Raw genomic sequence first — 23,757 nt, forward strand, 5'->3', positions numbered from 1 at the left:
TCACCGCACGGTGTGATCGGCGAGCGGTTCGGCCGTGCGGGAGGTGGTCTCCTTCAGGTCCACCACCTCGTCGGCCCAGGCGTTCAACAACGCGTGGTCGTGGCTGATCGCGAGGAGGCCGACCCCTTCGGCGGCGAGTTCGGACAGCAGGTGCGCGATGGTCGCGGTGGAGGCGGCGTCGAGCATGGCGGTGGGCTCGTCGCAGATCAGGTAGCGCGGTGAGGCCGCCAGCGCCCGTGCCACGCACGCCCGTTGGAGCTGGCCGGCCGAGACCCGATCACCGTGACGGTCGAGCAGGTCCGGGGTCAGGCCGACCTTCCGGGCCAGTTCGGCGACCCGGTCGTCGGCCTCCGACCCGCGTGGCCCGGAGCGACCTCGGGCCGAGAACGGTTCCGCGATGATCCTCCGCAGCCGCATCCTCGGGTCCGTGGCGGCCCGGGGCGACTGGTGCAGCAGCCCGACGCGGCCGTCCATCCGCCCTCGTCGGGTGGTCACCGGTTCGCCGTCGACCAGCACCGTCCCCCCGTCGGGGGGACGCAGCCCGGTGAGGATCCGGGCCAGGGAGGACTTGCCGCTGCCGGAGGGGCCGGTGAGCCCCAGGACGCGGCCGGGTTCGAGGGTCAGGCTCGCCTCTTCGAGGACCACGTGATCCCCGTAGCGGCAGGTGACGCGGTCAGCGGTCAGCGACATCGGTTCCTCCCGTCCGGTCGGCGAAGGAGTGGTCGTCGGGCAGGTCGGTCAGTTCCGGCGGCAGCCCCGGGAGCGGGTGCAGTCCGTGCGCGGGAAGCGCCGCCATCAGCGCCCGACCGTAGGGGTGTTCGGGAGCGGTGAGCACGTCGCGCGCGGGACCCTGTTCGACGATCCGTCCCGCGTACATGATCGCCATCCGGTCGGCGACGTCCGTGGTCTCCAGGACCTGGAGGTCGTGGGTGATGACGAGGACGGCGGTGCCCGCGTCGGCGACCCGGCGGAGCAGGAGCAGGATCTGCGCGGCGAGCTCCGGGTCGAGCCCGGCGGTGGGTTCGTCGGCCACGAGTACGGCCGGTTCGCCCGCGAGCGCGGCGGCGGTCACGGCCCGCACGGCCATTCCGCCGGAGAGCTCGTGCGGGAACTTGTCCGCGGTGTCGGCGGCCAGACCGACCCGTTCCAGGAGTTCGGGGACGGAGACCTCGGTGCCCAGGGCGTCGATCACCTCGGCGATCTGCGGTCCCACCCGTCGCACGGGTGTGAACGTCTCGGCCCCGGACTGGGCGGCCAGGCCGATCGTCCGGCCTCGGAGTCCGCGCCAGGCGCGTTCGTCGGCGTCGAGCATCTCCCGGCCGTCGATCGACACGCTTCCCGACGAGCGGGTGCCGGCGGGCGACAGCCCGCACAGGGCCGAGGCGAGGGTGGACTTCCCGGAACCGGACTCGCCGACGAGGGCGGTCAGTTCGCCCGCGCGCAGGTCCAGGTCGACCCCGGTGGCCGCGTGCACCCAACGATCGTCCTCGGTGGGCAGCCGCAGGGTCAGGGAGCGCACTCGGACGAGCGGTGGGGCGGTGGAGGTCGCCCCCGTGCCCTCGCCGTCCCGGTCGGACCCCTCCGTCACGATCCCGGCCAGCGGGTCCCGGCCACGCCCGCGACCGAGGGCGGATCGGCTTCGGCCGCCGAGCGCGTTGCTCAGCCCGGCCACGGACAACGTGGTGGCCACCAGCACCCCGGCCGGGGCGGCCAGAGTCCACCAGGCCCCGGTGAACACGTCTCCGCGCGCCACTTCGAGGAGGGTTCCCAGGCTGGCCTCGTCGGGGGAGAGCCCCAGACCGAGGAAGCTGAGCGTGGACTCGTGCCAGACGGCGTGCGGAACGAGCATGACCAGACCCACCGCGGCCTGGGGGAGCGCCGCGGGCAGCAGGTGCCGGTACAGCACCTGACCACGGGAGGCACCCCACAGATAGGCGGCCTCGACGTACTCGGAGGAGCGCACCGAGAGCATCTCGGCGCGGACGACACGGGCGATCTGCGGCCAGTGGGTGAGCGAGATCGAGGCGATGATCGCCGTCAGCGACCCGGGGTAGAGCGCCACGATGACCACACCGATCAGAAGGTGGGGCAGGGCGTTCACCCCGTCGGTGGCGCGCATGAGGAATCGGTCGATCCGGCCGCCGACGGTGGCGGCGACGGCCCCCACGGCCACACCGAGGACCGTGGCCACCACGGCGCAGACCAGGGCGATCAGGAGCGACACCCGTAGCCCCTCGGCGGAGCGTACGAAGAGGTCGTAGCCGGAGTGGTCGGTGCCGAACCACTGTCCGGGGCCCGGCGGGAGCAGGGCCTGGGAAAAGTCGGCGGTTTGGGTTCCCGCCCACCAGGGTGTGAGGACGGCGTAGCCGATGAGGACGAGCAGCGTCGCCACCGGCAGAGGACGCAGGGCCCGGCGTCGGCGAGGCCGCGTGGTCGGTTCAGACATCGGCGCTCACCCTCGGATCCAGGAAGAGGTAGGCGGAGTCGGCGAGCAGGGAACCGAGCAGCACCACGGCGGTGGTGGCCACGGTGAGGGCGGCCAGCAGGGGGAAGTCGAGCGACTGGGCCGAGGCCACCAGGGCGGCGGCGATCCCGGGCCAGGCGAAGATCTCCTCCACCAGGACCGCTCCCACCACGAGCTCGGGCAACCGGGCGCCCACGATCGTCACGAGGGGGGCGAGCGAGACGGGCAGCACGTGCGCGGTGACCACCGTGGCCGGGGGCACCCCGCGCGCCCGGGCGGCGCGGACCGGTTCGGAGCCGCGGGCCCGGGCCACGGCGGTGCGCACCGCCAACAGGAGCCAGGGGAGCTGGGTGAGGGCGAGGGTGCAGGCCGGCAGCACCAGGTGGGTCGCCACCCCGCCGAGCGTGTAGGGCTCGCCGGGCTCGGCGGCCCCCGCGACCGGGGCCCAGCGCAGGATCACCGCGAACGTGGTGACCGAGCCCAGGGCGAGGACGAACGGGGGCACAGCCTGCACCAGTACGCCGAGGCGGGTGATGATCCGGTCGGACCACGACCCCGGGCGCAGACCGGCGACCGTGCCCCAGAACAGGGCGAGGATGATGGCCAGGACGAGGGCCGTGCCGGAGAGCAGCAGGGTCCAGGGGAGACGTTCGGCGAACACCTCCGAGACCGGCATCGAATACCCCCGTGACCAGCCGAGGTCGCCTCGGAGCAGGTCGCCGGCCCAGGACCACCAGGCCTGCCACCAGGGAACGTCGAACCCCAGGGCCCGGCCGAGGGACTCACGCTGCTCGGCGGTGGTCCACTGATAGCCCGCGCCCAGGTAGGCGGCGAGAGGGTTGAACGGGGAGCGCGCGGCGAGCAGGAACACCAGCGCGCTCAGTCCCACGAGCATCGGGAGTCCGATGGCGACGCGGCGCGCCACCAGTCCCGCCAGCTCGCGGCGGCGATCCCGCCACCGGGTCCGGCGACGCCGGTCCTGTACCCGGTGGGCGGGATCGGAGCTCATCGACGCCATGTGGCGAGGTTCCACCAGGGGCCCCAGGAGACCCCGTGGGCGTGGGGTTCGAGCACGAGCGGGCCGCGATCCCAGTCGTCCTCGGCGGCGATGTAGGTGTGGTCGACGAACGCCATGAACACGTAGGTCGGGTTCTCGATGTAGGCCCGCTGGACCTTGCGGTAGGCCTCGACGCGCTCGTCGGGGTCCAGGGTGGCCCGGGCCTCTTCGAGGGCCTCGTCGACCCCCGGGATGGAGAAGTCGCCCGGGTTCTCGTAGGTGGAGGTGCCGTCCTCGCGGCTGTGCAGGGTGGCGTAGACCTGGGTGTCCAGGTCGTAGGGCTTGTCCCCGCCGCCGAGGAGGATGCCCGCCTCGGTGGTGTTCTTCTCCATCTCGTCCCAGGAGGCGCCCTGGATGTCCACCTCGATGCCCAGGGGCAGCATCTCGGCGGCGAAGGCCGTGGCCAGGTCGCGGCGCAGGTTGTCCGAGGCGAGGTAGTAGAGGGTGAACTCGGCGCGGTCGCCGTCGCGGACCCGGATCCCGTCGGATCCCTCCTCCCAGCCGGCCTCGTCGAGGAGGTCGGCGGCGGTCTCGGGGTCGTACTCGAAGACGGCGTCCGGGTCGTGCGCCTCACCGTAGACGTCGGGGATCGGCGTGTGGGAGGGGCGCCCGTGCCCGGCGAGCACGTTCTCCACGACACCGTCGCGGTCCACGGCCAGGTTCATCGCGAGCCTGGCGTCGGGGTCGGAGGTGAAGGGGTTGTCCGAGGGAAGGGAGAGACCGCGCCACTCGGCGGTGCGGACCGGGAGGACCTCGGAGCCGTCGACGTCGGCGAAGGTCGCGGCGGTCACCGGTGGGAGGACGGTGCCGTCGATGTTACCGGCGCGCATGCGCTGGGCCCGGGTGTTGTCGTCCGGGATGGAGAGGACGACCATCTCGGTGACCTCGGGCTCCGGGCCGTGGTACTCGGGGTTGACCTCGAAGACGGCCTGGTCGGCGCTCAGGTCGGCCAGCACGTAGGGGCCGGTGCCGATCGGGTTCCGGTCGCGCCCGGAGTCAGCCGCCGGCCCGGAGGTGATCTCCTCCGACGAGGTGATGCCCAGGGTCAGCCGCGCGGGCATCGCGTAGTAGGGGGCGTTCAAGGTGAAGCGCACGTTGTGGTCGTCGAGGGCGGTGACCGACTCGATCATCGAGTAGGAACCGGCGACCTCCGAGGCGGTGTCGGGGTCGAGCACGGCGGAGTAGGTGGCCACCACGTCCTCGGCGTCGAAGGCCGAGCCGTCGGAGAAGGTGACGTCGGTGCGCAGCTCCACGTCCCAGACGGTGTTGTCGTCGTTGGGTTCGGGAGGGGCGGCGGCGAGGGCCGGTACGAGTTCGGGGAGCGCGTCGTCGCCGGTGGACTCGGGGCGCAGGAGGCCCTCGAAGATCGGGGAGACGCCGAGTTCGCCGTAGCCGTTGACGGGGTCGAACTCACCGACGGGTTGGGCGTCGGCGAGGACGATGCGGGTGGGGGTTCCGGAGGCCTCGGTCTCGGCGGCGCCGGAGCAGGCGGTCAGGAGAAGGGTCGGTACGAGAGCGGTCGCGAGGAGGGCACGTGTAGGGACGGTTCCGGTCATTCACTGCTTCCTTGTCGGAGTCGTGGTCTTTCGATGGCGAATAGTTGACCATCTGATCAGATGATAAGGTATGTCCCGTTCGCGCCGGCCACGCGGTCGACCACAGGGCCCTCGATCCCGGTCACGGCGCGCCCCTTTCGGGGGGATCGGAGACGACTGTCACCCTTCGGCCCGGATCGGGGATAATGGACCCGATGACCTCCCGCAGTGAACGACCTCCTACGGATGCCCAGATCGACATCGGAGCCTGGGCGGACCGGTTCCGCCTGCTCGGAGACCCGACCCGGTTGCGCCTGCTGGCCGCGATGCACCACGCCGGACCGGCCAAGGCCTCGGTCGGCGAGCTCGCCGAGATGGCCGGGATCACCGACGTCGCCGCGTCCCAGGCCCTGAGGACCCTGCGTCTTCAGGGATGGGTGCAGGACGAGAGGGACGGGCGCACCGTGCGCTACACGCTGGTCGACACCACGGTGCACGCCTTGCTGCACCAGATGGGCGCCGAACACTGAGAACGCCGACGGGGCCGCCCGGCCGCCCTCGACATCTCACGTCCCCGCGCACATGGGCACACCCGCCCACCTCTCCCAGCGCGCGAACCTCGGGAACGCCGACGGGGCGGGCGCGTCACAGGTGACGCACCCGCCCCGTCGGCGGTCGATGCCGGTTCTAGGAGTCGATGCGGAACAGCGTGGTGGTGCCGGAGACCTCGTTGGCCACGGCGAGCACCGGGACGCCCGGGATCGGTGAGTCGCCGCCGCTGATGAAGGTCAGACCCTCGGCGCCCAGGTCACCGGCCTCACGGCTGCTCGGGTCGGCGCCGAAGTCACGGTTGTTGACGTAATCGGTGAAGGTCACGTTCCGCGGGTCGGTGACGTCATAGATCATCACCCCGCCCACACGCTCCAGGCCGATGAACGCGTAGGTACGGCCCTTCACCTTGCCCAGGACGAGGCCCTCGGGCTCGGGGCCCTTGTCGTCGCTGCGGCCGTCGAAGTTGTTCTCGCGGTGGTTGGAGTTGAAGAACTCGGGGGCCGCCTCGGCGGTGATCCGCTCGAAGTCGGAGCCCGAGTCGAACAGCAGCTCGCCGTCGTCCCCGAAGATCGAGAAGGAACGGCCGCCGAAGGAGTGGATCTCCTCGTAGCAGGAACCGTCCTCGCGCAGACCCTCGGCGGCGCTGACCGAGAGTCGGCCCAGGTTCTCGTCGGCGGTCAGTTCCTCGACGCTCTCGATCCCCTGATCGTTGTTCTCCAGGAACTCCTGGACGCGCGGGGAGTCCTCGCACACGTCCAGGTTCTTGAGCCGGCTCTCCTCCGAGTAGCCGTCCCAGTCACGGGCGTCGCCCTCGTTGGCGGTCACCAGGAGGGTCCGTCCCCGCCACCGGTAGCCGTCGAAGCCGTCGGGCTGGTACATGCCGAGGACCGGCCAGTTCTCGATGGCGATCTCGCCGTCCCGATCGGAGGCGTCGAACCCGTTCCCCGGCTCCATGTGGTCCTTGACGCCGAGGGGGACGATGTCGGTGATCTCGGCGGTGCGCAGGTCGAGCACGCCGAAGGCGTTGGCCTCCTGGAGCATCACGTGGGCGGTGTGGGGGCTGTCCGCGACGATGTACTCCGGCTCCAGGTTCCGGGCGACCCGCCCCGGGGTCCCGGGCTCGCCGGTGGACAGGTCCGGGCCGTAGACCCGCACGTCCGGGTGGAGCTCGCGGCCTTCGTCCCAGGCGCGGAAGTCGGCGGTGCGCACGTCGTCCTGGGTGAGCGAGGCGGGCCTGCGGTTCACCGCGATCACGCTGACCGAACCCTCGGGGTCGACCGTGACCTCGTCGTTCGGCTCGCCCTCGTTGGCCACCAGCAGGGTGCGTCCCTCGGGGGTGAAGGTCAACATGTCCGGCAGGGCACCCACGCGGAGCGCGTTCACCGACCGGCCGGAGGTGTCGAAGAGGACCACCCAGCCGTCGTCGGTGCGGTCGGCGGCCTCCACCGCCACGGCCACCACGTTCCCGTGGACCGCGACGGAGTTGGCGGCCCCGCCCCGCTCCACCACGGAACCGTCGGCCGCCCGGACCCCGGCCGTCTCCAGGTCGAAGAGCTTCTCGGGGTTCTCGGGGTCGGACACGTCCAGGACCTCGACCACGGCCGCGGCGGCGTTGACCACGAACAGGCGCTGGGTGCGCGGGTCGTGGGCGACGATCTCGGCCCCGGAGGAGTCGAAGACGTCGGTGTTGTAGGTGCCCAGCACGGAGAGGCCGATGGCCTCGGTGGCCTCGGGGGCTCCGTAGGAGGGGGCCTCGTCGGCCTGGACCGGGGAGGCCAGGGTGAGGCCGAACGCGAGGGCGGCCGCGGCGGTGAGGGATCTGCGCATGGTGTTTCCTGAGGTTCGTGAGAGGGGGATGCTCACGAACCCAACCATCTCGGGACGAGGGGAACCCGAACATCCGATGACCTTCGGGTGAAGGGGCGTACCCGATACCCCTCGATGTGCTGTCCGATTCACTCCCAGGTCAGGCGGTGGGCGGTCGACACCTCCAGCGGGGCGCTCCCTCGGTGGGCGGACAGCAGGGCGCGGCCCGCGTCGGAACGGGTGTGGACCACCTCGCCCGGACCGACCCACCGGTTCCACGCCCGCTCGAAGGCGAGCGCGTGTTTCCGGTTCCGCCCCGAGGCCGACGGCACCGCGTGGAAGACGGCCACCGTCTCCTCATCGGAACCGGTGAGCACGTAACGGGGGACCAGATAGCGCGGTTCGCCGACCAACGGCCCCAGGACCTCGTCGAGGGCCTCGGTGAACAGCGCCGCCGCCTCAGGGTCGTCGAGGGTGAACCGGTAGACGCCATCGCCGTCCACATGGATCCGCACCCCTCGCGCCCCCGTGCCGGAGAGACCGACCGAGCGCAGCGCGTCGGCCACGGCACAGGCGTAACGGGCCGTCTCGACCGGAGCGCGGGCCAGGGCGCGGAGCCTCTCGGCCTCCCGGGCGGTACGCCCGAACGCCCGCCACCACGAGGCCCCGGCGAGCACGGCGGCGGCCAGGGCCGGAGCCCACAGCCAGGGCAGGAGGAGGCCGGCCACGAGGAACACCGCCATGACGGGACCCGCGATCCAGACGAGCCCCAGGTCGCGCGCGGCCGGCAGCCTTCTCGGAACGGGCACGAGCCCGCCCTCGCCGACCGTCACCTCGGGTTGCTCCGGACGGGCCACCACCCCGTCGGGTCCGTGGTCGACCGGGGCCGAACGCGGGCCGCGCACCCGGAGCGTGGGCAGCAGCACGTCCTCGTAGCCCGCACCCAGGCGCCAACGCGCGCGGGTCCCCTCCCGGTCGGCCGCGCGTTCGATCATTCGGAGGTTGACCCGGCCCGGGTCCTCGGGCGGTTCGTAGGGGGAGAGCTCCGGATCCACGTGCGCGATCCCGCTCATGATCCCGCCGTCCGCGTCCACCCCCAGATAGCCCTCGTGCTTGCGGACGAAGCGGTCCCAGTCGGCCGCCCCGCGCGGATGCTCACGGCTCACGCACACCACCGTCCAGGTGTGCGCCACCTTCTCCGGCCACGTGGGATCCAGCCGCAGGGCCCGCCCCCGGCTCTGGACGACCGCCGTCGGGGTGGTCGCGGTGGTCAGGTCCACCACCGTGTTGACCCCGCGGGCGTCCCACCCCTCCCCGAGCAGGGCGCGCGTGCCCACCAGCACGTGCGACCGGCCGCTCTCCAGGAAGCGCGTCACCGCGCCCACCCAGGAACGCGAGGTCCACGCCCCCTCCAACACGTGCAGCCCGTCGACCTCGCGGGCGACCGGGTCCACCGAGGGGAGTTCCGAACGGACGAACTCCACCAGCGCCGCCGAGGTCGCCGGTCCGGTCGCCACGGTCCGACCCGTGACCAGCACCGGCTCCAGAACGCTCGTGCGGGGATCGGCGGCGAGCCGGACCACCTGGAGCCAGGCCGAACCGGCGTCGTCGGGGATCACCCCGCGCAACGCCGCCGGGGCGCGGGAGGAGGCGCGTTCGTGGTCGCACAGCACCAGGGCTCGCAACCGCGGTCCGATGGCCTCCCACTCCGCCGCGAGGATGTCCACCGTGGCCAGGGACTTCGCGGCGCTGCGGGCCAGGACCCGGTCCACCGGTGAGGCGCCCTTGCGGACCCCCTTACGGGTGAGGTGGTGGCCCACGGACGGCAGCGCGGCGCGGATGCGTTCGCGCGCCTCACGGTCCCGAGGGGAGTCGGGGTCCAGACAGTGCCGCGCGTAGTCGCCGATCAGCGCGGTCCAGTCCTCGGCCCTCGGCGGATGCCGGTGCCGCTCATGGAGGCGGGCCCCGTCGGGCAGCGCGATGAGGCCCTGATGGTGCAGGCGGAGTACCGCGTCGGTGAGCGCGGGGTCGCGTGCGGCGAGCGTCCCCCAGGCCACACCGCCGCCCTCCTCCGCGTCCCGCGAGACGAAGCGGGCGTCCAACCATGGGAGGAGATCGGTGTCCGCGAACCCGGGTTCGAGCAGATCGGTGCAGAGGGCCGCGAAGCGGGCGCCCTGCCCGGCGAGGTATTCGTGCTCGGTCAGGGTGGGCTCGGTGACGTGCACCAGTTCGGCGAAGGGCGCCAGATATCCGTCGCGCACCAGGGCGGGCAGGGAGGCGCCGACGATCGGCGGCCCGAACAGCCGGTCGACCAGGTCGCGTTCGGCGGCGGTGAGACTTCCCGCCGGGGTGCCGGTCAGCCCGATCACGTGGGCGTCGGGCAGTTCGTCGAGGATCTCCGCGAGCAGACGCCCCCAGACCTGGAGCAGGTGGTGGCATTCGTCGAGCAGCAGGGTCAGCGGGCCCGCGCCGTGCAGGGCGGCCACCAGGGCCCGCCCGTTGGCGTGCAGCCTGTCGCGGACGGGGGTGGCGGAGCGTCCCTCCTCGTCGGTCTCGGCGTCGGGGTCGAAGACCGCCAGAGACTGGTAGGTGAGCACGTTGACGGCGTCGCCGAGAGCCCGATCGCCGCCCGCGTCGCACCCTTCGGGGCGCTCGAAGGCCCTCCAGTGGCGGATCCATTGGCCCTGGATGGCGGTGTTGGGGACCAGCACCACGGTGCGGCGCCCCAGCCGGCGCGCGGCCTCCAACCCCACCAGGGTCTTGCCGGCACCGGGCGGCAGCACGATCCAGGTCCGCCGGTCGCCCTCGGCCCAACGTTCGTCCACCCGGGCGAGCGCGTCGTTCTGGTACGGGCGGGGTTCGCCCGGCCAGAAGGCGCCGCTCAGCGGGGCCGTGCCCGGTGACGGTCCGGCCGCGGTCGGTTCCCCGGTCTGCGACATCCCCCCAGACTAGCCAGGCCGGGACCGCCTCCTCGGCGGCCCCGGCCCTCCCGCTCACTCCGAGCGCAGCCCCTCCGGGCTCATGGTCCGCAGCAGGGCCGGGACCGCCAGGAGCGTGGTCAGCATCGCGACCACCACACCCGCGCCGGTGATGATGAGGATGTCGACCGGGGCGAAGGTCACGGGGAGGTCGACCGCGATCAGGGCCAGCGCCCCCAGGGTGGTCCCGGCCACCGCGGCCAAGACGATGCCCAAGAGCACGGGGAGCGTGGTCTGCCACAGCACCGAGGCGATCAGGGTGCGTCGCCGTGTGCCGAAGGCGGTCAGTACCGCGTGCACCCTCTTGCGTTCCCTGACCTGCTCGATCGTGCCCACCACCAGTCCGGCGGCGATCATCGCCAGACAGGCGAGGGCGCCGGCGATGAGCGCGTCACGCATGTCGATCATGTCGGGATCGGCGACGAAGGCGACCGGGAAGATCAGGCTGGAGGCGGGGTCCAGGGCCCTGATGGAACCCTGGAGCTCCTCCCGCATCTCGGGTACGGACGGGTCGCTCCGAAGCCACACTTCGCCCCGGACGGAGACGCCCTCCGGCAGCCTCATGGCCTCCGGGGTGGCGAGGACGGCGTCCGACACGGAGGTCTCCGAGTACCAGGGGTGGTCGAGCGGAGGTCCCTCGAACGTGGACCATCGTGGCACCGTCCACTCGGCGGGCTCCACCTCCTCCCCGGCGCCGACCAGCAGCGTGTCGCCGGCCTCCACCCCCGCCACGTCGCCGAAGACGTCTCCGGGGGAACATCCCGGCAGCTCGGCCATCTGTCGGAGGGAGGGGCAGTCGGCGATCACGATCCGGACGTCGGAGCCCTCGGCGGTGACGCCCCACGTCTCCTCGTAGGCCAGGGCCTTCTCCAGCCCGGGGACCTCCGCCACGAGGGCGTCGATCTCGGCTGAGGTGGGGACCTCGCGCAGATCGGCCTGGAGTTGGTACCCGGCCGCTCCGAACTCCATCTCCTCGTACGCCTCCTCGACGGACTCCGCCTGGAACACCGTCAGCTGTTGCCAGGCGCCGGCGTACAGGCTCTGCAACGCGATGGCGCCCGCGACGGTCACCACGATCCCGGCGACGGCGCGGACGGGGCCGTCGCCCGCCGCGGCCAGACGGCGCAGGGCCAGCTGGAGGGAGAGCGGGCCGCCCGAGGCCCGGCCGAAGAGCCGGTCGAGCAGCCAGGGGAGCACGGCCGTCGTGCCGAACAGCGCGGCCAACAGGCCGGTCGCCATCAGCGGCGCCCATCCGACCCCGCCCAGGTCGATCCGCATGCTCAGGAGGATGAGGGCGATGCCCGCCACGAACAGGAGGAGCCGCCACCACAGTCGAGGGCGGCGTCGCTCGGCACGGCGAACGGTGCCCAGCGGTTCGATCACCACACGGCTCAGGGAGACGAGCACCACCCACAGGGCCAGCAGGGGCACCCCGAGAAGGACCAGGAGGGCGAGCACGGGATGCGGGACCACGTCGGCGGTGTACAGGCCGCTCGAGACCGGCACCGCCTCCACGATCGGGCGACCGGCGAGGAAGAGCCCGGCGCCCAGCACCAGACCGAGCGCCATCCCGGGGAGGGTCTCGCCCGCGGCGATGCGCCGGGTGGCGCCGCGGTCGGCCCCCATCAACCGCAACGCGGCCAGGCGACGGTCGCGCTTCTCACCGCCGAAGCGCACCGCCGCTCCGAGGAAGACCACCACGGGGGTGAGCATGACGACCACGCCCACCACGCCTAGCAGCAGGATGACGGGTTCGTCGCTGGATCCTTGTTCACCGCCGAAACCGGGGAGCCGGCCGGCGCCGTCGTCCAGGGTCAGGTCGTCGTCGCCGAGGTAGTAGGCGAGTTCGTGCGGCCCTATGAGGCCTTCGGGGCCGATCTCTCCGATGACGGTGTGGTCGTACCCGCGTCGGAGCGCCGACCGTTCCGGGTCGTCGAGGAGTTCGGCCAGGGCCGGGGAGAGCACGATCTCTCCGGGGCCGGGGAACGTTTCCACCCCGGGCGGGAGCGGCGGGTCGTCCCCCTCCGCCCTGAGGAGTCGCCCGCGGATCATCGAGCCCTCGTACTCGGTGTCGGTGACCTTGAACAGCAGGGTGTCGTCGCCCGGGGGAGGCGGCGGGTACTCCGCCACCTGGTAGTCCATACGCTCGGCGTTCCGTTCCCCCAGGTTGTCCAGGATGACCGGAAGGGAGGCGGCCAGGAGGAGGGCGGCGGTGGCGATGCCCACCCCGAGCGCCGTCAGCAGGGTCCTGGCCACGACCTCACGGCCTCCGCGCAGCGAGAGCCGCGCGCCCAGCCGGAGGTCCTTGAGGAAGGACGATCGGGACCGTCCGCGTCGGGTCCCGGGGGGCGGGTCCTCGCGCGGGCTCATCCGACCCCTCCGAGGTCCCGGGTACGGCCGTCGCGCACGACGACCTCCCGGTCGGCGTAGGCGGCGACCCGGGCCTCGTGCGTCACCACGACCACGGCGGCCCCGCTCTCCCGGGCGGCGTCGGTGAGCAGGCGGATCACCCGTTCGCCGTTCAGGGAGTCGAGTGCGCCGGTGGGCTCGTCGGCGAAGACCACCCGGGGGCGGGTGACCAGGGCCCGGGCCACCGCGACCCGCTGGCCCTCGCCGCCCGAGCACTCGCCCGGGGTCTTCGCGGCGAGGTCGCCCACGTCCAGGCGGTCCAGCCAGTGGGCGGCGGTGCGCTCGGCCCGGCGTCGGGACTCCCCGTCCAGGCGCAGGGGGAGCGCGACGTTCTCCAGGCAGGAGAGTTCGGGGACGAGCTGACCGAACTGGAAGAGGAAGCCGAACTCGGTCCGACGCAGGGCGCTCAGTTCGGTGTCGGAGGCGGTCGTGAGGTCGGTGCCGTCGTATTCGATCCGGCCTTCGTCGGGGCGCACCACACCGGCGAGACAGTGCAGCAGCGTGGACTTTCCGGAGCCCGAAGGGCCCATGACGGCCACGATCTCTCCGGGGTAGAGGGTGAGGGAGGCGTCCAGCAGGGCGGGTGTGGGGCCGAAGGAGCGGCTCACCCCGGAGGCGGTGAGCAGGGGGACGGCGGAGGAGGAAGGGGTTCCACCGGGGTGGGGGGAGAGGTCGGTGGTCACCGGCGGACCTCCTTCGCGAGGTCGTTCAGCCGGGCGGCGGTGAGCTCCAGCCAGCGCAGGTCGGCCTCCAGATGGAAGAGGGCGTGGTCGCAGATGAGCTGCTCGGCGAGGTCGCCCTCGCTCTTGCGGCGGGTGAACTCCCGCATCCGGCGCAGGTGCTCGACGCGTTGGACGTCGAGGATCTCGTCGGCCGGGCGGCCGGTGAGCAGGGCGAGCACGACCTTCGTGTAGAGGGTGCTCTGGAGGTAGGGCTCGGGGCTCTCGGGTCGGGACAGCCACCGTTCGACGTCGGTGACCCCCGCGTCGGTGACCGCGTAGCGCTTGCGTTCGGGGCCCGAGCCGGCCTCGACCGATTCGATCTCCACCAGACCGTTCTTCAGTAGGCGGGAGAGGGTGGCGTACACCTGCCCGTAGGCGAGGGGGCGCCTGGTGGCGAAGCGTTCGTCGTAGGCGTTCTTGAGGTCGTAGCCGTGTTGGGGGCTGCGCTCCAACAGGCCGAGGAGGGTGGTTCCCAGGGACATGATCGTGACTATACACAACGTCTATACACATCATGTATAGCTGGCTGTGGGTGGATCGGGCGCACGTCGGTGAGGGGGCCGGGCCCGAAGGTCACGTGGGCGGGGCCGTGGTGAGAAGGCCCGCCCCGGGCCGTCGAGGCCCGGGGCGGGAGGGATCAGCGGGGGTCGGTCCGGTTTCCGGGCAGCCCGTGCAGGTGGGGTCTGGCGGGCTCGGCGGCACGGGCCGCGCGGCGCAGCCGATGCCAGGAGGTGGCCCAGCGCAGACGTTCGCCCTCGTCGGTGCCGACGCAGGCGGTCACGAAGGCCATGAGGAACACGTAGCCGGGCAGCTCGGTGCCCTCCAGGGCGCGCTGGAACTTGTCGGCGGCGACCACGCCGCCGCACTTGTACTCCAGTTCGAGATAGGACCAGCCGCCCGCCCAGGCGAGATAGCGGCGCATGGTCAGCAGGAACTCCTCCGGAGTACGGGCGTCCGCCGGGTTGGGGCGGTCGTCCGCTTCGGGGGTCTCGGGTTCCGGTTCCGATCTCACGGGTTCGATATGGGCACGCTGGGGCCGACCGTCCCGGGAGAACGCTCGGTTGGGACCGGTCGGTTCGAGGACGCCAGGGACACTCACTCGGTCTCCTTTTCGGCGGTCACCACGACGGCCGAGGACATGGAAATACACTCACCCGCACCCGTGATACACGGGTGGGGACAAAGGGGGTTCTGTGATCACCGATCGGCGGATGGGGATGTTGTGGCGTGAACACCGACCGATCGGTTACAGGGAAATCTACCGGATGAAGGCGACACACGAAAGCGCCTGGTGTCCGGGTCTGTGAGAGGCGTTGGTCTCTTTCGCTTGGGCCCTACGGTCCGCTAGGGGGCCCTCTCTCGATCTTTTTTCGGGAAAGAACACCAAAGGTGACCTGGGGTGCCACGGAAAGTGATCACAAAGCCGAGTGTATTCATTTACCCGTCCCGCTCGGGCGTGTCGGGAAAGACGATCTTTCTGAACTCTAGAAAAGGTTGACCGAAACTATTAATTAAGGACGACCGAAACTAGGGGGTCCACCAGAGCGCGGTGGCGTCGTCCCGGACCTTGCCCCGGGGGAAGCGACGACACGTCGGATCGTCCGACTCCAAGGCGCGGACCCGCTCCACCAGAGCCCGGGGCCCCAGGTCACGGGCCATGGCGAAGGCCTCACGCCAGGACAGGTCCCCGAAGACCTCCACCGAGCGACTCGCCCCGTCGGACATCGCGAGAAAGGGACCTCGGGGGAGGGTTCCGGTCAGGGCCTCCTCCGCCGCGCGAGGGTCGGCCCCGGCGGTCCAGAAGCCCCCGGGGACGTTCCGCCACGCGCGGATCGCGGTTCCGGGCTCCACACGGGGCCGCAGATCGTCCAACCGGGTATCGGCCACCAGCCTGAGTCCGCCCCGCTCCTCGGCCAGCAGCACCGAGTCGGACAGCACCAGGTACTCCAGTTCGTCCCCGTCGATCCGGACGGCGATCACCGTCGCGGAGGGGGTCTCCCGGTTCCCGAGGTCGCAGATCCCCTCGTGCGACGCGGACACCGTGGTGATCGCCTCCGCCAACGCGTCCCGCAGGTAGAGACCCGCGTCGATCCCGGCCAACAGCAGCGCCCCGAGTCTGCGAACGTGCCAGGCCACCCCGTGGGAGCAGCCGTTCTCGATGTCCGTCGGAGCGCTGACACCGTCGAGCAGTACCGCCGCGGAGGCGGTCACCGCGGCGAAGTCCTCGTTGGGGCGGTCGGGGGAGGCGGCTTCGGTGGCGAGGAGGAAGGGCACGGGCCACGTCCTACCCGAGGGGAGGGATCGCACTCTCCCCGAAGGGGGTCGTCCGGCTCACATCGCCTTCGACACGGGCGATGCGAGCACCGCGCACAACGAGGGCCGCCCCTCCCGGCGAGGGAGGGACGGCCCGGGGTCGAGGGTCAGCGCACCACCACGGTGGCGTGCTCTTCCAGGTGGCCCTGCTCCCAGAGCCAGTCCATGGCGGCCAGGCTCACCCGTGCGCAGCCCTTGGAGGCCGGCTGGGCGGGGACGCTGGGGTAGCCGTGCACGGCGATGCCGCCGTTGAAGTACTTGGGCCGGTACAGCGCACCGTAGGGCCCCGGGTCCCAGGAGTCGACGCCGCGGAAGACGGCGAAGGTGCCCTCCGGGGTGGTGGCGATCCGCTCATCGCCGTCGGAGCCCTCATAGGGCTGTCCGGAACCGGTCGACGTGTGGATGACACTGTTCAGTTCACCGTCGACGACCACCAGCAGGAGCTGGCGCTCGAGGTCGATCTCCACCGCCGTTCCCGAGGAGGTGGGGGTGGGGACGGTGCCCTCGGCGAGCGCGGCGCGGGTGGCCGGACCCACGATGCCGTCCCGGTCGATGCCGGCGGCCTTCTGGAGGGCGATGACGGCGTGCTCTGTGTGCATGCCGAACTGGCCGTCCACGCCGTCGATCCAGTAGCCGAGTTCGCTCAGGCGCTCCTGAAGGGCGGTCACCTGGTCGCCGGTGTCACCGGTGCGCAGGTCCGAGGTGATGGCCGAGGCGCTCTCGGCGACGGGGGAGGAGGCGGGGGCGGTCGGGGCGGCGTGCGCGGGGGAGGCGAGCAGCGCTCCGCTCAGGGCCAGGGCGCAGGCCGGGCCGAGGAGAAGGGTCGTTCGGGCGGCGTTCCGTCTGAAGGGGGTTCGGGGGGAGACCATACGTTCCATTTACCCACAGAACCCGTTCTCTCGCCCCCTCGACCCCCGAATCCGTGAGAGGCGGAACACCCGGCGGAGCGAGGGATCCGGAGCCTCGAGAGGCTCCGGATCCCTCGGCGCAGGTCAGGCCCGTGCCTCGCTCTTCGCACGGCCGCCGTGGACGCAGCGGCGCATCAACAGGTCCAGAGGGCCGGGTCGGCCCCGGGCCGCGAGGAGGGCGGCCAGCACGAGGGAGATCGACCAGACGAGAGCGGCCACCAGGAGGGCACCGGCGGACCCCACCTCGGAGCCCAGACCGACCAGGTCCGGGTGGAGGAGGATCGCGACCAGCACCGAATTCAACAGGTAGAAGGTGAGCGAGCGCTTGCCCATCGCCGCGACGGCCCGGACCGCCGGCCCCGGGTCCGCCTCCAGCCGGGTCCCCCAGAGGGCGAACAGGGCCGCGTAGCCCGCGCCGCCCAGGACACCGGTGAGCACCTGCGCCCCCATGAACAGCCCACCGGTGACCGTGTCCGGGGACAGGTATCCGAGGGAGGTGAGCGCGGAGGGCACCGCGCCCAGCACGGACAGGCCGACGCCGAACACGGCGACCTTGACGAGCAGGCCCCGGTGCGCGGCCGGGTCGTCCAACAGACCCGCGCGCCCGGCCAGGTAACCGAGGACCACCAGCAGCAACAGCGGGAAGGCGACCGCGATGAACAGGGGGCCGAACGGCAGGAAGACCAGGCGTTCGATCCAGTCCCCGGCGGTCAGGTAACCGGGCAGGGCGAACTCCACCTCGCCGCCCTGCGACTCGCCCATGTTCATACCGATGAACGCGAGCGGCACGGTGACGACGTAGAACACCGCGAACACCACCGCCGCCCGCACGATCGTCCGGTTCGAATGCAACAGCAGCCGGCCGGTCACCAACGCGGCCAGCCCGTAGGAGGCGAGGATCTCGCCGGGGAAGACGAGGAAGGCGTGGACGGCACCGAAGAGCAGGAGGAAGAATCCCCGGCGGCGGAGCAGACGGCGGATCTCCCGCTCGGAGGTGTCCCGGGCTCTCTGTCGGGCGACCATCCAGGCCATCCCGTAGCCGAAGAGGATCGCGAACATCGGGAAGGCCCGATTGTCCAGGAAGAGCGTGGTGAACAGGGTCGCGATCCGGTCCTGAATGGGGTCGGCGGACACGTCCGTGCCGAAACCACCGCCCGCGTACACACCGGCGTAGGCCATGGCGATGAGCAGGAGCATGGCCCCGCGCGCGAGGTCCGGGGCCAGGCGACGGGGCGAGGCGGGTGGGAGCCCGGGGTCGACCGGACCGCCCGCTTGTATCGACATGTCGACTTTCCTCTCTCGTGGCGGGTACCGCACCCTGTCTTCGCGTTCCGGCGGAGGGGCCCGAGGGGCGGGCGCGCGGCGGTCTCCACCGGAGCTCCAGTGTCCCGACGGGGGCGCTTCGGAGGCATCGGTCGACCGGCCGGCTCTTCGACCGGTTCGACGGGCGCGCGGGTCGGTCGTTCGGCCACGGGGGACGGCCGGTCGGAGCGGTGAGGACGGTTCGGAGGAGACGGGTGGGGCGATCGGTGGAAAGCGGGTAGATCGAGGGAACGGCGTCCGGCCAACCGAGCGCCGGTCCGAGGGATCCCCGACGACCCGGGAGGCGGCATGAGCCGGTTCTTCATGAACGAGCGCGAGACCCTGGTACGACAGGCGGTGGAGGGCCTCGTCGAGACCCACGGCGACCTGGTCGACGCGCATACGGACCCCCTGTTCGTCACACGACGCGAACCGGCCGCCGGGAAGGTCGCCCTGATCTCGGGCGGCGGGTCCGGTCACGAACCCCTGCACACCGGGTTCGTGGGGTACGGCATGCTCGACGCGGCCGTACCCGGCGAGGTGTTCGCCAGCCCCACGGCCCTCCAGGTGCGCGCGGCGATCCGGGCCGCCGACTCCGGCGAGGGCACCGTGATGATCGTCAAGAACTACACCGGTGACGTCCTCAACTTCTCCATCGCCGCCGAACTCCTCGCGGAGACGCACCGGGTCGAACGGGTACTGGTCGACGACGATCTCGCCACCCAGAGCGAGGACGACGGAGGCCCCGGTCGTCGGGGGACCGCGGCGGTCGTCGCGGTGGAGAAGATCTGCGGGGCCGCCGCCGAGGCCGGAGCGCCGATCACCGAGGTCCGCGACCTGGGCCGGGAGGTGGTGTCGCGGTCGGCGACCCTCGGCATCGCGTTCGAGGCGTGCACCCACCCCATGAGCGGGCTCCGTTCCTTCGACCTGGAACCGGGGGAGATGGAGTTCGGGGTGGGGATCCACGGTGAGCGGGGGATCGAGACCCGGCCGGTCACCGAGGCGGCCTCGATGGTCGAAGCCCTCGTCACGCCCCTGATGGAGCGGCTGGGCGTCCGTCAGGGGGACGTGGTGTCGATGATCGTCAACGGCCTGGGCGCCACCCACGGCCTGGAGTTGGGGGTGGCGGCGCGTGAGGCGCGCCGGGTCCTCGGGGGCCGGGGCGTCCGCGTCGCCCGCTCCCTGGTCGGCCCGTACGTGACCTCGTTGGACATGAAGGGGCTGTCGATCACGCTCACCGCGATGACCGACGGGCTCGTGGAGTTGTGGGACGCGCCGGTACGGACCCCGGCGCTGGTCTGGTGAGGGGAGCGGTGGAGATGACCGAGGGAACGAGGGCCGAGGCCGAACTGAGCGGCGAGGCGGCCAAGGCGTGGCTGACCGTGTTCTCCGACCGGGTGGCCGCCGGTGTGGACGAGCTGACCGACCTGGACCGCAGAGCGGGGGACGGCGACTTCGGATGGAACATCGGTTCCGCGCTCGAACGCGCCCGTGCGGGGTTGGACGGTGACGACCGGACCGGGGAGAACCCGGCCCGGGTGTTCCAGACCGTGTCCGACGCCTTCCTGGCCTCGGGCGGAACGAGCGGCCCGCTGTTCGGCCTGTGGTTCGGTCGACTGGGCGCGGGGCCCGAGAGGCCCTGGTCCGTCGTCGATCTGGGAGCGGCCTTCGGCACGGCCACCGAGGCGGTCCGACGACTCGGCGGGGCCGAGGTGGGCCACAAGACCATGGTCGACGCGATGGTGCCGGCCACCGACGTGCTCACCTCCGGTACCTCGGACACCTGGCGCGAGGCCGTGGCGGAGGCGGCCCGCGCCGCCCGCGCGGGGGCCGACTCCACCGGCGGGATGATCGCCCGCAGGGGCCGGGCCAGCTATCTGGGCGAGCGGGCCCAGGACGTGCTGGACCCCGGGGCGGTGGCCGTGGCCTGGTTCTTCGAGGCGGCCGAGGACGTGTGAACGACGACGCCCGGGGGAGCGCGGAGGCCCGTGGACCCCCGGGCGGACCGGCTCGGTAGGCTCCCGTTCGAAAGAGCGAACGAGGGGGCCGACGTGGGTACCGAGGGCAGGACCGTGAACGACCACAAGGTCGTCGTGATCACCGGGGCCGGGGCGGGGATCGGGCGGGTCACCGCTCGCCGTCTGCTCGACGACGGCCACTCCGTGGTGCTGGCCGGCCGTCGACGCGAGACGTTGGAGGAGACCGCGGACGGGCGCCCCGGCGCGAGCGTGGTCGAGACCGACGTGACCTCCTCGGAGTCGGTCCGGGCGCTGTTCCGCGCGGTGCGCGAACGGTACGGGCGGGTGGACGTGCTGTTCAACAACGCCGGGGTGTTCGGCGCGACCGCCTCGGTGGACGAGATCACCGACGAGGCCTGGCGAGAGGCCCTCGACACCAACGTCACCGGATCCCTGTACTGCGCGCGCGAGGCCGCCGCGATGATGCGGGAGCAGGAGCCCGGCGGCGGACGGATCATCAACAACGGTTCCGTCTCCGCGCACGTGCCCCGCCCCTCCAGCGTGGCCTACACGGTGAGCAAGCACGCGATCAGCGGCCTCACCGCCTCCATGAACCTGGACCTGCGCGCCCACGGCATCGCCTGTACCCAGATCGACATCGGCAACGCCGCCACCGCCATGACCGCGGGGATCGGCGCCAACGCCCGCCAGGCGGACGGTTCGGTCCGGCCCGAACCCACCATCGACGCGGGTCACGTCGCCGACACGATCGCGCACATCGTGTCCCTGCCGTTGGACGTCAACGTCCCCTCCCTCACGGTCATGGCCAGGGAGATGCCCTTCGCCGGACGCGGGTGAGCCGGCGGGGGTGGTGGGACGAGCACCCCACCATCCCCGCCCGAGCCGTGCTAACGTCGCTTCTTCGCGGCGACCCGGACCTGGCCCCTCGGCCCAGGGACGTGCCGAATGCACGTTCTCGATCCGCCAAGGGGAGCCGCGTCCATGCGTGTCCACCTCGCGGTGTACGCCCGAGGGCTACGCCGCCATTCCACCTATCGCGCCGCCACCGCGGCCGGTGCCCTCACCAACGCCGTCTTCGGCGCCATCAACGCGATGGTGCTGCTCGCCGTGTTCGAGGCGCGCCCACAGATCAACGGCTACGACGCCGGTGACGCCGTCACCCAGGTCTTCGTGGGGCAGATGCTCCTGACCGTCACGATGGTCATCAGCGTCGCCCCCTCCCTCGACCTCGCGGAGCACATCCGTACCGGTGAGATCGCCACCGATCTGCTCCGTCCGCTCTCCCTCCAGGGGTGGTGGCTCTCCCAGGACCTGGGAAGGGCCACGTTCGGCCTCCTCTTCCGAGGGGCCCCGGTCTTCGCGGTCGGCCTGATCCTGTTCGACGCGACCCTCCCCGGCGGGGTGGGCGACGCCCTGGCCTTCCTCGTATCGGTGGCGCTCGCCGCCCTGGTCGGCTTCGGTCTGCGCTATCTGTACTCGCTCAGCGGGTTCTGGATCCTCGACACCCGCGGGGTGTGGATGGTGACCGGCCTGATCGGCCCCATCGCCGCCGGGATGCTGTTGCCGCTGGCGCTGTTCCCCACGGCGATCGGCGACACGCTCCGTCTGCTGCCCTGGGCGTCGATGGTGCAGATCCCCACCGAGATCCTCCTGGGCAAGGACACCCTGCCGGGCGGTGGCGCGTTCGGCGGGCTGGCGCTCCAGGCCTTCTGGGCGGTCGTCCTGCTCGCTCTGGGCGCGTGGCTCAGCACCGTCGCCACGCGCAGGGTGGTGGTCCAGGGTGGCTGACACGAACGTCCCCGCCCGGTCGGGCCCGGAGCGTCCTCGTGTCGGGGACCTCCTCCGCCCGTTCCGGGACTACCGGCTGCTGGCCTGGACGTGGGTGCGCTCCGCGGCCCAGTACCCGCTCTCCATGATCCTCATGTCGCTGGCCGTCGCGGTGAGCGTCCTCACCCAGGCCGGCGCGGTGATCATCCTGTTCGGCCACGCGGGCTCCCTCTCCGGGTTCACCGTGTACGAGGGGTTGATGGTGTTCGCCCTGGCGGCGAGCGCCTTCGGGATCGCGGACCTGTTCATCGGCTCGGTGGAACGTCTCGGCCGGCACATCCGCACCGGCTCCCTCGACGCCATGCTCATCCGCCCGGTCTCCCCGCTGATCCAACTGGCGGCGGACGAGTTCTCCCCGCGCAGGCTCGGCAAGGTCGTCCCCGCCCTGGTGCTCCTGGGCGTCTCCCTGGCCGGCGCCGACATCGAGTGGACGGTGGCCAAGGCGCTGCTGCTACCGACGATGCTGCTCTCCGGGGTCCTGATCTGCGGGGCGATCTGGGTGATCACCGCCTGTCTCCAGTTCTTCGTCGCCGACGCCCGGGAGGCCGCGAACACGCTCACCTACGGCGGACAGGCCCTCTCCGAGTACCCCCTGGCGATCTACGGGGCCGAGATCGTCCGGTCGGTCACCTACGTGGTCCCTCTCGCCTTCATCAGTTGGCAGCCGGCGCTGTTCGTCCTGGACCGGTCGGATCCGCTCGGCATGCCCGAGGGCCTGCGTTACGCGGGTCCCTTCGTCGCCGTCCTCCTCTGCGTCTGCGCCGCCCTGGCCTGGCGGTTCGGACTGCGCCACTACCGATCCACCGGGAGTTGAGCCATGACCTCGAACGAGAACACGAACCGGGCGCCCGAACGGGGGCCGATCATCGAGGCGGTCGGTCTGGGGCGCGACTACGTGCGCTCCGAAGGCCCCTTCCTGCGCAGGACCCGACGCAGGATCGCCGCGGTCGAGGACGTCACCTTCACGGTCCGTCCCGGAGAGATCGTGGGCTATCTGGGACCCAACGGCGCCGGTAAGTCGAGCACGATGAAGATGCTCACCGGCATCCTCACCCCCACCTCGGGCACGGTGCGGGTCGCCGGGATGGAGCCCTCGCGCCACCGGACCCGGCTGGCCCGGGAGATCGGCGTCGTGTTCGGCCAGCGCACCACCCTGTGGTGGGACCTTCCGCTGCGCGAGAGCCTGACGTTGACCCGACACCTGTACCGGGTCCCCGCCGACCTCCACGCCGAGCGTCTGGCCGAGCTCACCGAACTCCTCGAACTCGGCCCCTTCCTGGACACCCCGGTGCGGCAGCTCAGCCTCGGTCAGCGCATGCGGGGCGACCTCACCGCGGCCCTCCTGCACGCCCCGAGCCTGTTGGTCCTGGACGAGCCGACCATCGGCCTGGACGTGGTGAGCAAGTCGACCATCCGCGAGTTCCTGCTGAGGATCAACGCCGAGCGCGGCACCACCATCCTCATCACCACCCACGACCTGGGCGACGTGGAGCGTCTCTGCGATCGGGTGATGGTGATCGACCACGGACGGCTGGCCTTCGACGGAGGGCTCTCGGAGCTGCGCGCCACCGTCCCCACCCCGCGGGTCCTGGTGGTCGACCTGGTCGCGCCGGTCCCGGAGATCGAGGTGGAGGGGGCCCGTACCGTTCGGGTCGAGGGGCCGCGGCAGTGGCTGGAACTGGCCGACAACCCGGCCCGGGTGATCGAGAGGGTGGCGCGGGACCACGAGGTGGTCGATCTGACCCTCCGCGAACCCGACATCGAGACGGTCGTATCGGCCCTCTACCGGGGCGCGGCCCCCGAACGGGGCGCCCTCGCCTCCTGAGGGCCGGCCCGGCGGGCCGGGCGGTGTCGCGCCCGGCCCGCCCCTCTCGGGCCGAACGCGTTTTCGTTGCGTTGTTCCGT

General features: G+C 71.8%; 20 protein-coding genes. 7 read left to right on the forward strand and 13 right to left on the reverse strand.

The window, feature by feature from the left end; translation table 11 throughout:
• The 4 genes from U9J66_RS12935 to U9J66_RS12950 are packed head-to-tail and all read right to left on the reverse strand — an operon-like array spanning window position 1 to window position 5,077.
• Window positions 1-690: an ABC transporter ATP-binding protein gene (locus U9J66_RS12935; protein ID WP_326337774.1), complete on the reverse strand. Its 690-nt coding sequence runs from the start codon at window positions 688-690 to the stop codon at window positions 1-3.
• A complete protein-coding gene (locus U9J66_RS12940) occupies window positions 674-2,446 on the reverse strand; it encodes a dipeptide/oligopeptide/nickel ABC transporter permease/ATP-binding protein (RefSeq protein WP_326337775.1) in 1,773 nt (590 codons plus the stop codon). The genes U9J66_RS12935 and U9J66_RS12940 overlap by 17 nt, the downstream gene beginning before the upstream one ends.
• Entirely contained in the window at window positions 2,439-3,482 is a 1,044-nt protein-coding gene (locus U9J66_RS12945; protein ID WP_326337776.1) for an ABC transporter permease, read from the reverse strand. The genes U9J66_RS12940 and U9J66_RS12945 overlap by 8 nt, the downstream gene beginning before the upstream one ends.
• Window positions 3,470-5,077 (reverse strand): ABC transporter substrate-binding protein, encoded by a 1,608-nt coding sequence (locus U9J66_RS12950; protein ID WP_326337777.1) that lies wholly within the window; start codon window positions 5,075-5,077, stop codon window positions 3,470-3,472. Before U9J66_RS12950 ends, U9J66_RS12945 begins: the two co-directional genes overlap by 13 nt.
• Before the next feature lie 194 nt (window positions 5,078-5,271).
• Between U9J66_RS12950 and U9J66_RS12955 the strand changes: the two genes are divergently transcribed.
• Window positions 5,272-5,586, forward strand: a complete 315-nt coding sequence (locus U9J66_RS12955; protein WP_020379952.1) for an ArsR/SmtB family transcription factor — start codon at window positions 5,272-5,274, stop codon at window positions 5,584-5,586.
• Window positions 5,587-5,743: 157 nt separating this feature from the next.
• Here the strand turns inward: U9J66_RS12955 and U9J66_RS12960 are convergent, their stop codons facing one another.
• The 9 genes from U9J66_RS12960 to U9J66_RS13000 form a co-directional block, all read right to left on the reverse strand.
• The gene (locus tag U9J66_RS12960) at window positions 5,744-7,435 is read right to left on the reverse strand and encodes a choice-of-anchor I family protein (RefSeq protein ID WP_042284669.1); all 1,692 of its coding nucleotides are present in this window, start codon (window positions 7,433-7,435) and stop codon (window positions 5,744-5,746) included.
• Window positions 7,436-7,563: 128 nt separating this feature from the next.
• Entirely contained in the window at window positions 7,564-10,353 is a 2,790-nt protein-coding gene (locus U9J66_RS12965) for a DEAD/DEAH box helicase family protein (protein ID WP_326337778.1), read from the reverse strand.
• 54 nt (window positions 10,354-10,407) lie between these two features.
• Window positions 10,408-12,762: an ABC transporter permease gene (locus tag U9J66_RS12970; protein ID WP_326337780.1), complete on the reverse strand. Its 2,355-nt coding sequence runs from the start codon at window positions 12,760-12,762 to the stop codon at window positions 10,408-10,410.
• A complete protein-coding gene (locus U9J66_RS12975; protein ID WP_326337781.1) occupies window positions 12,759-13,484 on the reverse strand; it encodes an ABC transporter ATP-binding protein in 726 nt (241 codons plus the stop codon). The genes U9J66_RS12970 and U9J66_RS12975 overlap by 4 nt, the downstream gene beginning before the upstream one ends.
• Window positions 13,481-14,005 (reverse strand): PadR family transcriptional regulator, encoded by a 525-nt coding sequence (locus tag U9J66_RS12980; protein ID WP_014908322.1) that lies wholly within the window; start codon window positions 14,003-14,005, stop codon window positions 13,481-13,483. The genes U9J66_RS12975 and U9J66_RS12980 overlap by 4 nt, the downstream gene beginning before the upstream one ends.
• 155 nt (window positions 14,006-14,160) lie before the next feature.
• Window positions 14,161-14,622, reverse strand: coding sequence for a hypothetical protein (locus U9J66_RS12985; RefSeq protein WP_017534330.1), 462 nt, complete (start codon window positions 14,620-14,622; stop codon window positions 14,161-14,163).
• A 428-nt stretch (window positions 14,623-15,050) separates the two neighbouring features.
• A complete protein-coding gene (locus tag U9J66_RS12990; protein ID WP_014908656.1) occupies window positions 15,051-15,797 on the reverse strand; it encodes a hypothetical protein in 747 nt (248 codons plus the stop codon).
• Between the two features lie 146 nt (window positions 15,798-15,943).
• On the reverse strand, window positions 15,944-16,705 hold the full coding sequence (locus U9J66_RS12995) for a L,D-transpeptidase family protein (RefSeq protein ID WP_014913200.1): 762 nt from the start codon (window positions 16,703-16,705) through the stop codon (window positions 15,944-15,946).
• A 123-nt stretch (window positions 16,706-16,828) separates the two neighbouring features.
• Complete coding sequence (locus tag U9J66_RS13000; protein WP_326337783.1) at window positions 16,829-18,028, reverse strand: DUF418 domain-containing protein; 1,200 nt, start codon at window positions 18,026-18,028, stop codon at window positions 16,829-16,831.
• A gap of 327 nt (window positions 18,029-18,355) precedes the next feature.
• On the opposite strand from U9J66_RS13000, the gene U9J66_RS13005 reads away from it, so the two are divergent.
• From U9J66_RS13005 to U9J66_RS13030, 6 genes are all read left to right on the forward strand, one after another.
• Window positions 18,356-19,351 (forward strand): dihydroxyacetone kinase subunit DhaK, encoded by a 996-nt coding sequence (locus U9J66_RS13005; RefSeq protein WP_326337784.1) that lies wholly within the window; start codon window positions 18,356-18,358, stop codon window positions 19,349-19,351.
• Between the two features lie 14 nt (window positions 19,352-19,365).
• Entirely contained in the window at window positions 19,366-20,004 is a 639-nt protein-coding gene (locus tag U9J66_RS13010; protein WP_326337785.1) for a DAK2 domain-containing protein, read from the forward strand.
• A gap of 114 nt (window positions 20,005-20,118) precedes the next feature.
• On the forward strand, window positions 20,119-20,862 hold the full coding sequence (locus U9J66_RS13015) for an SDR family oxidoreductase (protein ID WP_036568032.1): 744 nt from the start codon (window positions 20,119-20,121) through the stop codon (window positions 20,860-20,862).
• A gap of 144 nt (window positions 20,863-21,006) precedes the next feature.
• On the forward strand, window positions 21,007-21,813 hold the full coding sequence (locus tag U9J66_RS13020; RefSeq protein ID WP_326337786.1) for an ABC transporter permease: 807 nt from the start codon (window positions 21,007-21,009) through the stop codon (window positions 21,811-21,813).
• A complete protein-coding gene (locus U9J66_RS13025; RefSeq protein WP_017534338.1) occupies window positions 21,806-22,666 on the forward strand; it encodes an ABC transporter permease in 861 nt (286 codons plus the stop codon). The genes U9J66_RS13020 and U9J66_RS13025 overlap by 8 nt, the downstream gene beginning before the upstream one ends.
• Before the next feature lie 3 nt (window positions 22,667-22,669).
• Window positions 22,670-23,677 (forward strand): ABC transporter ATP-binding protein, encoded by a 1,008-nt coding sequence (locus tag U9J66_RS13030; RefSeq protein ID WP_161111001.1) that lies wholly within the window; start codon window positions 22,670-22,672, stop codon window positions 23,675-23,677.
• The last annotated feature ends 80 nt before the right edge of the window (window positions 23,678-23,757 follow it).

Source organism: Nocardiopsis sp. LDBS1602 (assembly GCF_035818715.1).
In the GTDB taxonomy this organism is placed as follows: Bacteria; Actinomycetota; Actinomycetes; order Streptosporangiales; family Streptosporangiaceae; genus Nocardiopsis; species Nocardiopsis alba.

Bases quoted from the DNA above. Each gene is read 5' to 3' on its own strand.
- U9J66_RS12935 (WP_326337774.1), bottom strand. From the start codon at position 690: ATGTCGCTGACCGCTGACCGCGTCACCTGCCGCTACGGGGATCACGTG.
- U9J66_RS12940 (WP_326337775.1), bottom strand. From the start codon at position 2,446: ATGTCTGAACCGACCACGCGGCCTCGCCGACGCCGGGCCCTGCGTCCT.
- U9J66_RS12945 (WP_326337776.1), bottom strand. From the start codon at position 3,482: ATGGCGTCGATGAGCTCCGATCCCGCCCACCGGGTACAGGACCGGCGT.
- U9J66_RS12950 (WP_326337777.1), bottom strand. From the start codon at position 5,077: ATGACCGGAACCGTCCCTACACGTGCCCTCCTCGCGACCGCTCTCGTA.
- U9J66_RS12955 (WP_020379952.1), top strand. From the start codon at position 5,272: ATGACCTCCCGCAGTGAACGACCTCCTACGGATGCCCAGATCGACATC.
- U9J66_RS12960 (WP_042284669.1), bottom strand. From the start codon at position 7,435: ATGCGCAGATCCCTCACCGCCGCGGCCGCCCTCGCGTTCGGCCTCACC.
- U9J66_RS12965 (WP_326337778.1), bottom strand. From the start codon at position 10,353: ATGTCGCAGACCGGGGAACCGACCGCGGCCGGACCGTCACCGGGCACG.
- U9J66_RS12970 (WP_326337780.1), bottom strand. From the start codon at position 12,762: ATGAGCCCGCGCGAGGACCCGCCCCCCGGGACCCGACGCGGACGGTCC.
- U9J66_RS12980 (WP_014908322.1), bottom strand. From the start codon at position 14,005: ATGTCCCTGGGAACCACCCTCCTCGGCCTGTTGGAGCGCAGCCCCCAA.
- U9J66_RS12995 (WP_014913200.1), bottom strand. From the start codon at position 16,705: ATGGTCTCCCCCCGAACCCCCTTCAGACGGAACGCCGCCCGAACGACC.
- U9J66_RS13000 (WP_326337783.1), bottom strand. From the start codon at position 18,028: ATGTCGATACAAGCGGGCGGTCCGGTCGACCCCGGGCTCCCACCCGCC.
- U9J66_RS13005 (WP_326337784.1), top strand. From the start codon at position 18,356: ATGAGCCGGTTCTTCATGAACGAGCGCGAGACCCTGGTACGACAGGCG.
- U9J66_RS13010 (WP_326337785.1), top strand. From the start codon at position 19,366: ATGACCGAGGGAACGAGGGCCGAGGCCGAACTGAGCGGCGAGGCGGCC.
- U9J66_RS13020 (WP_326337786.1), top strand. From the start codon at position 21,007: ATGCGTGTCCACCTCGCGGTGTACGCCCGAGGGCTACGCCGCCATTCC.
- U9J66_RS13030 (WP_161111001.1), top strand. From the start codon at position 22,670: ATGACCTCGAACGAGAACACGAACCGGGCGCCCGAACGGGGGCCGATC.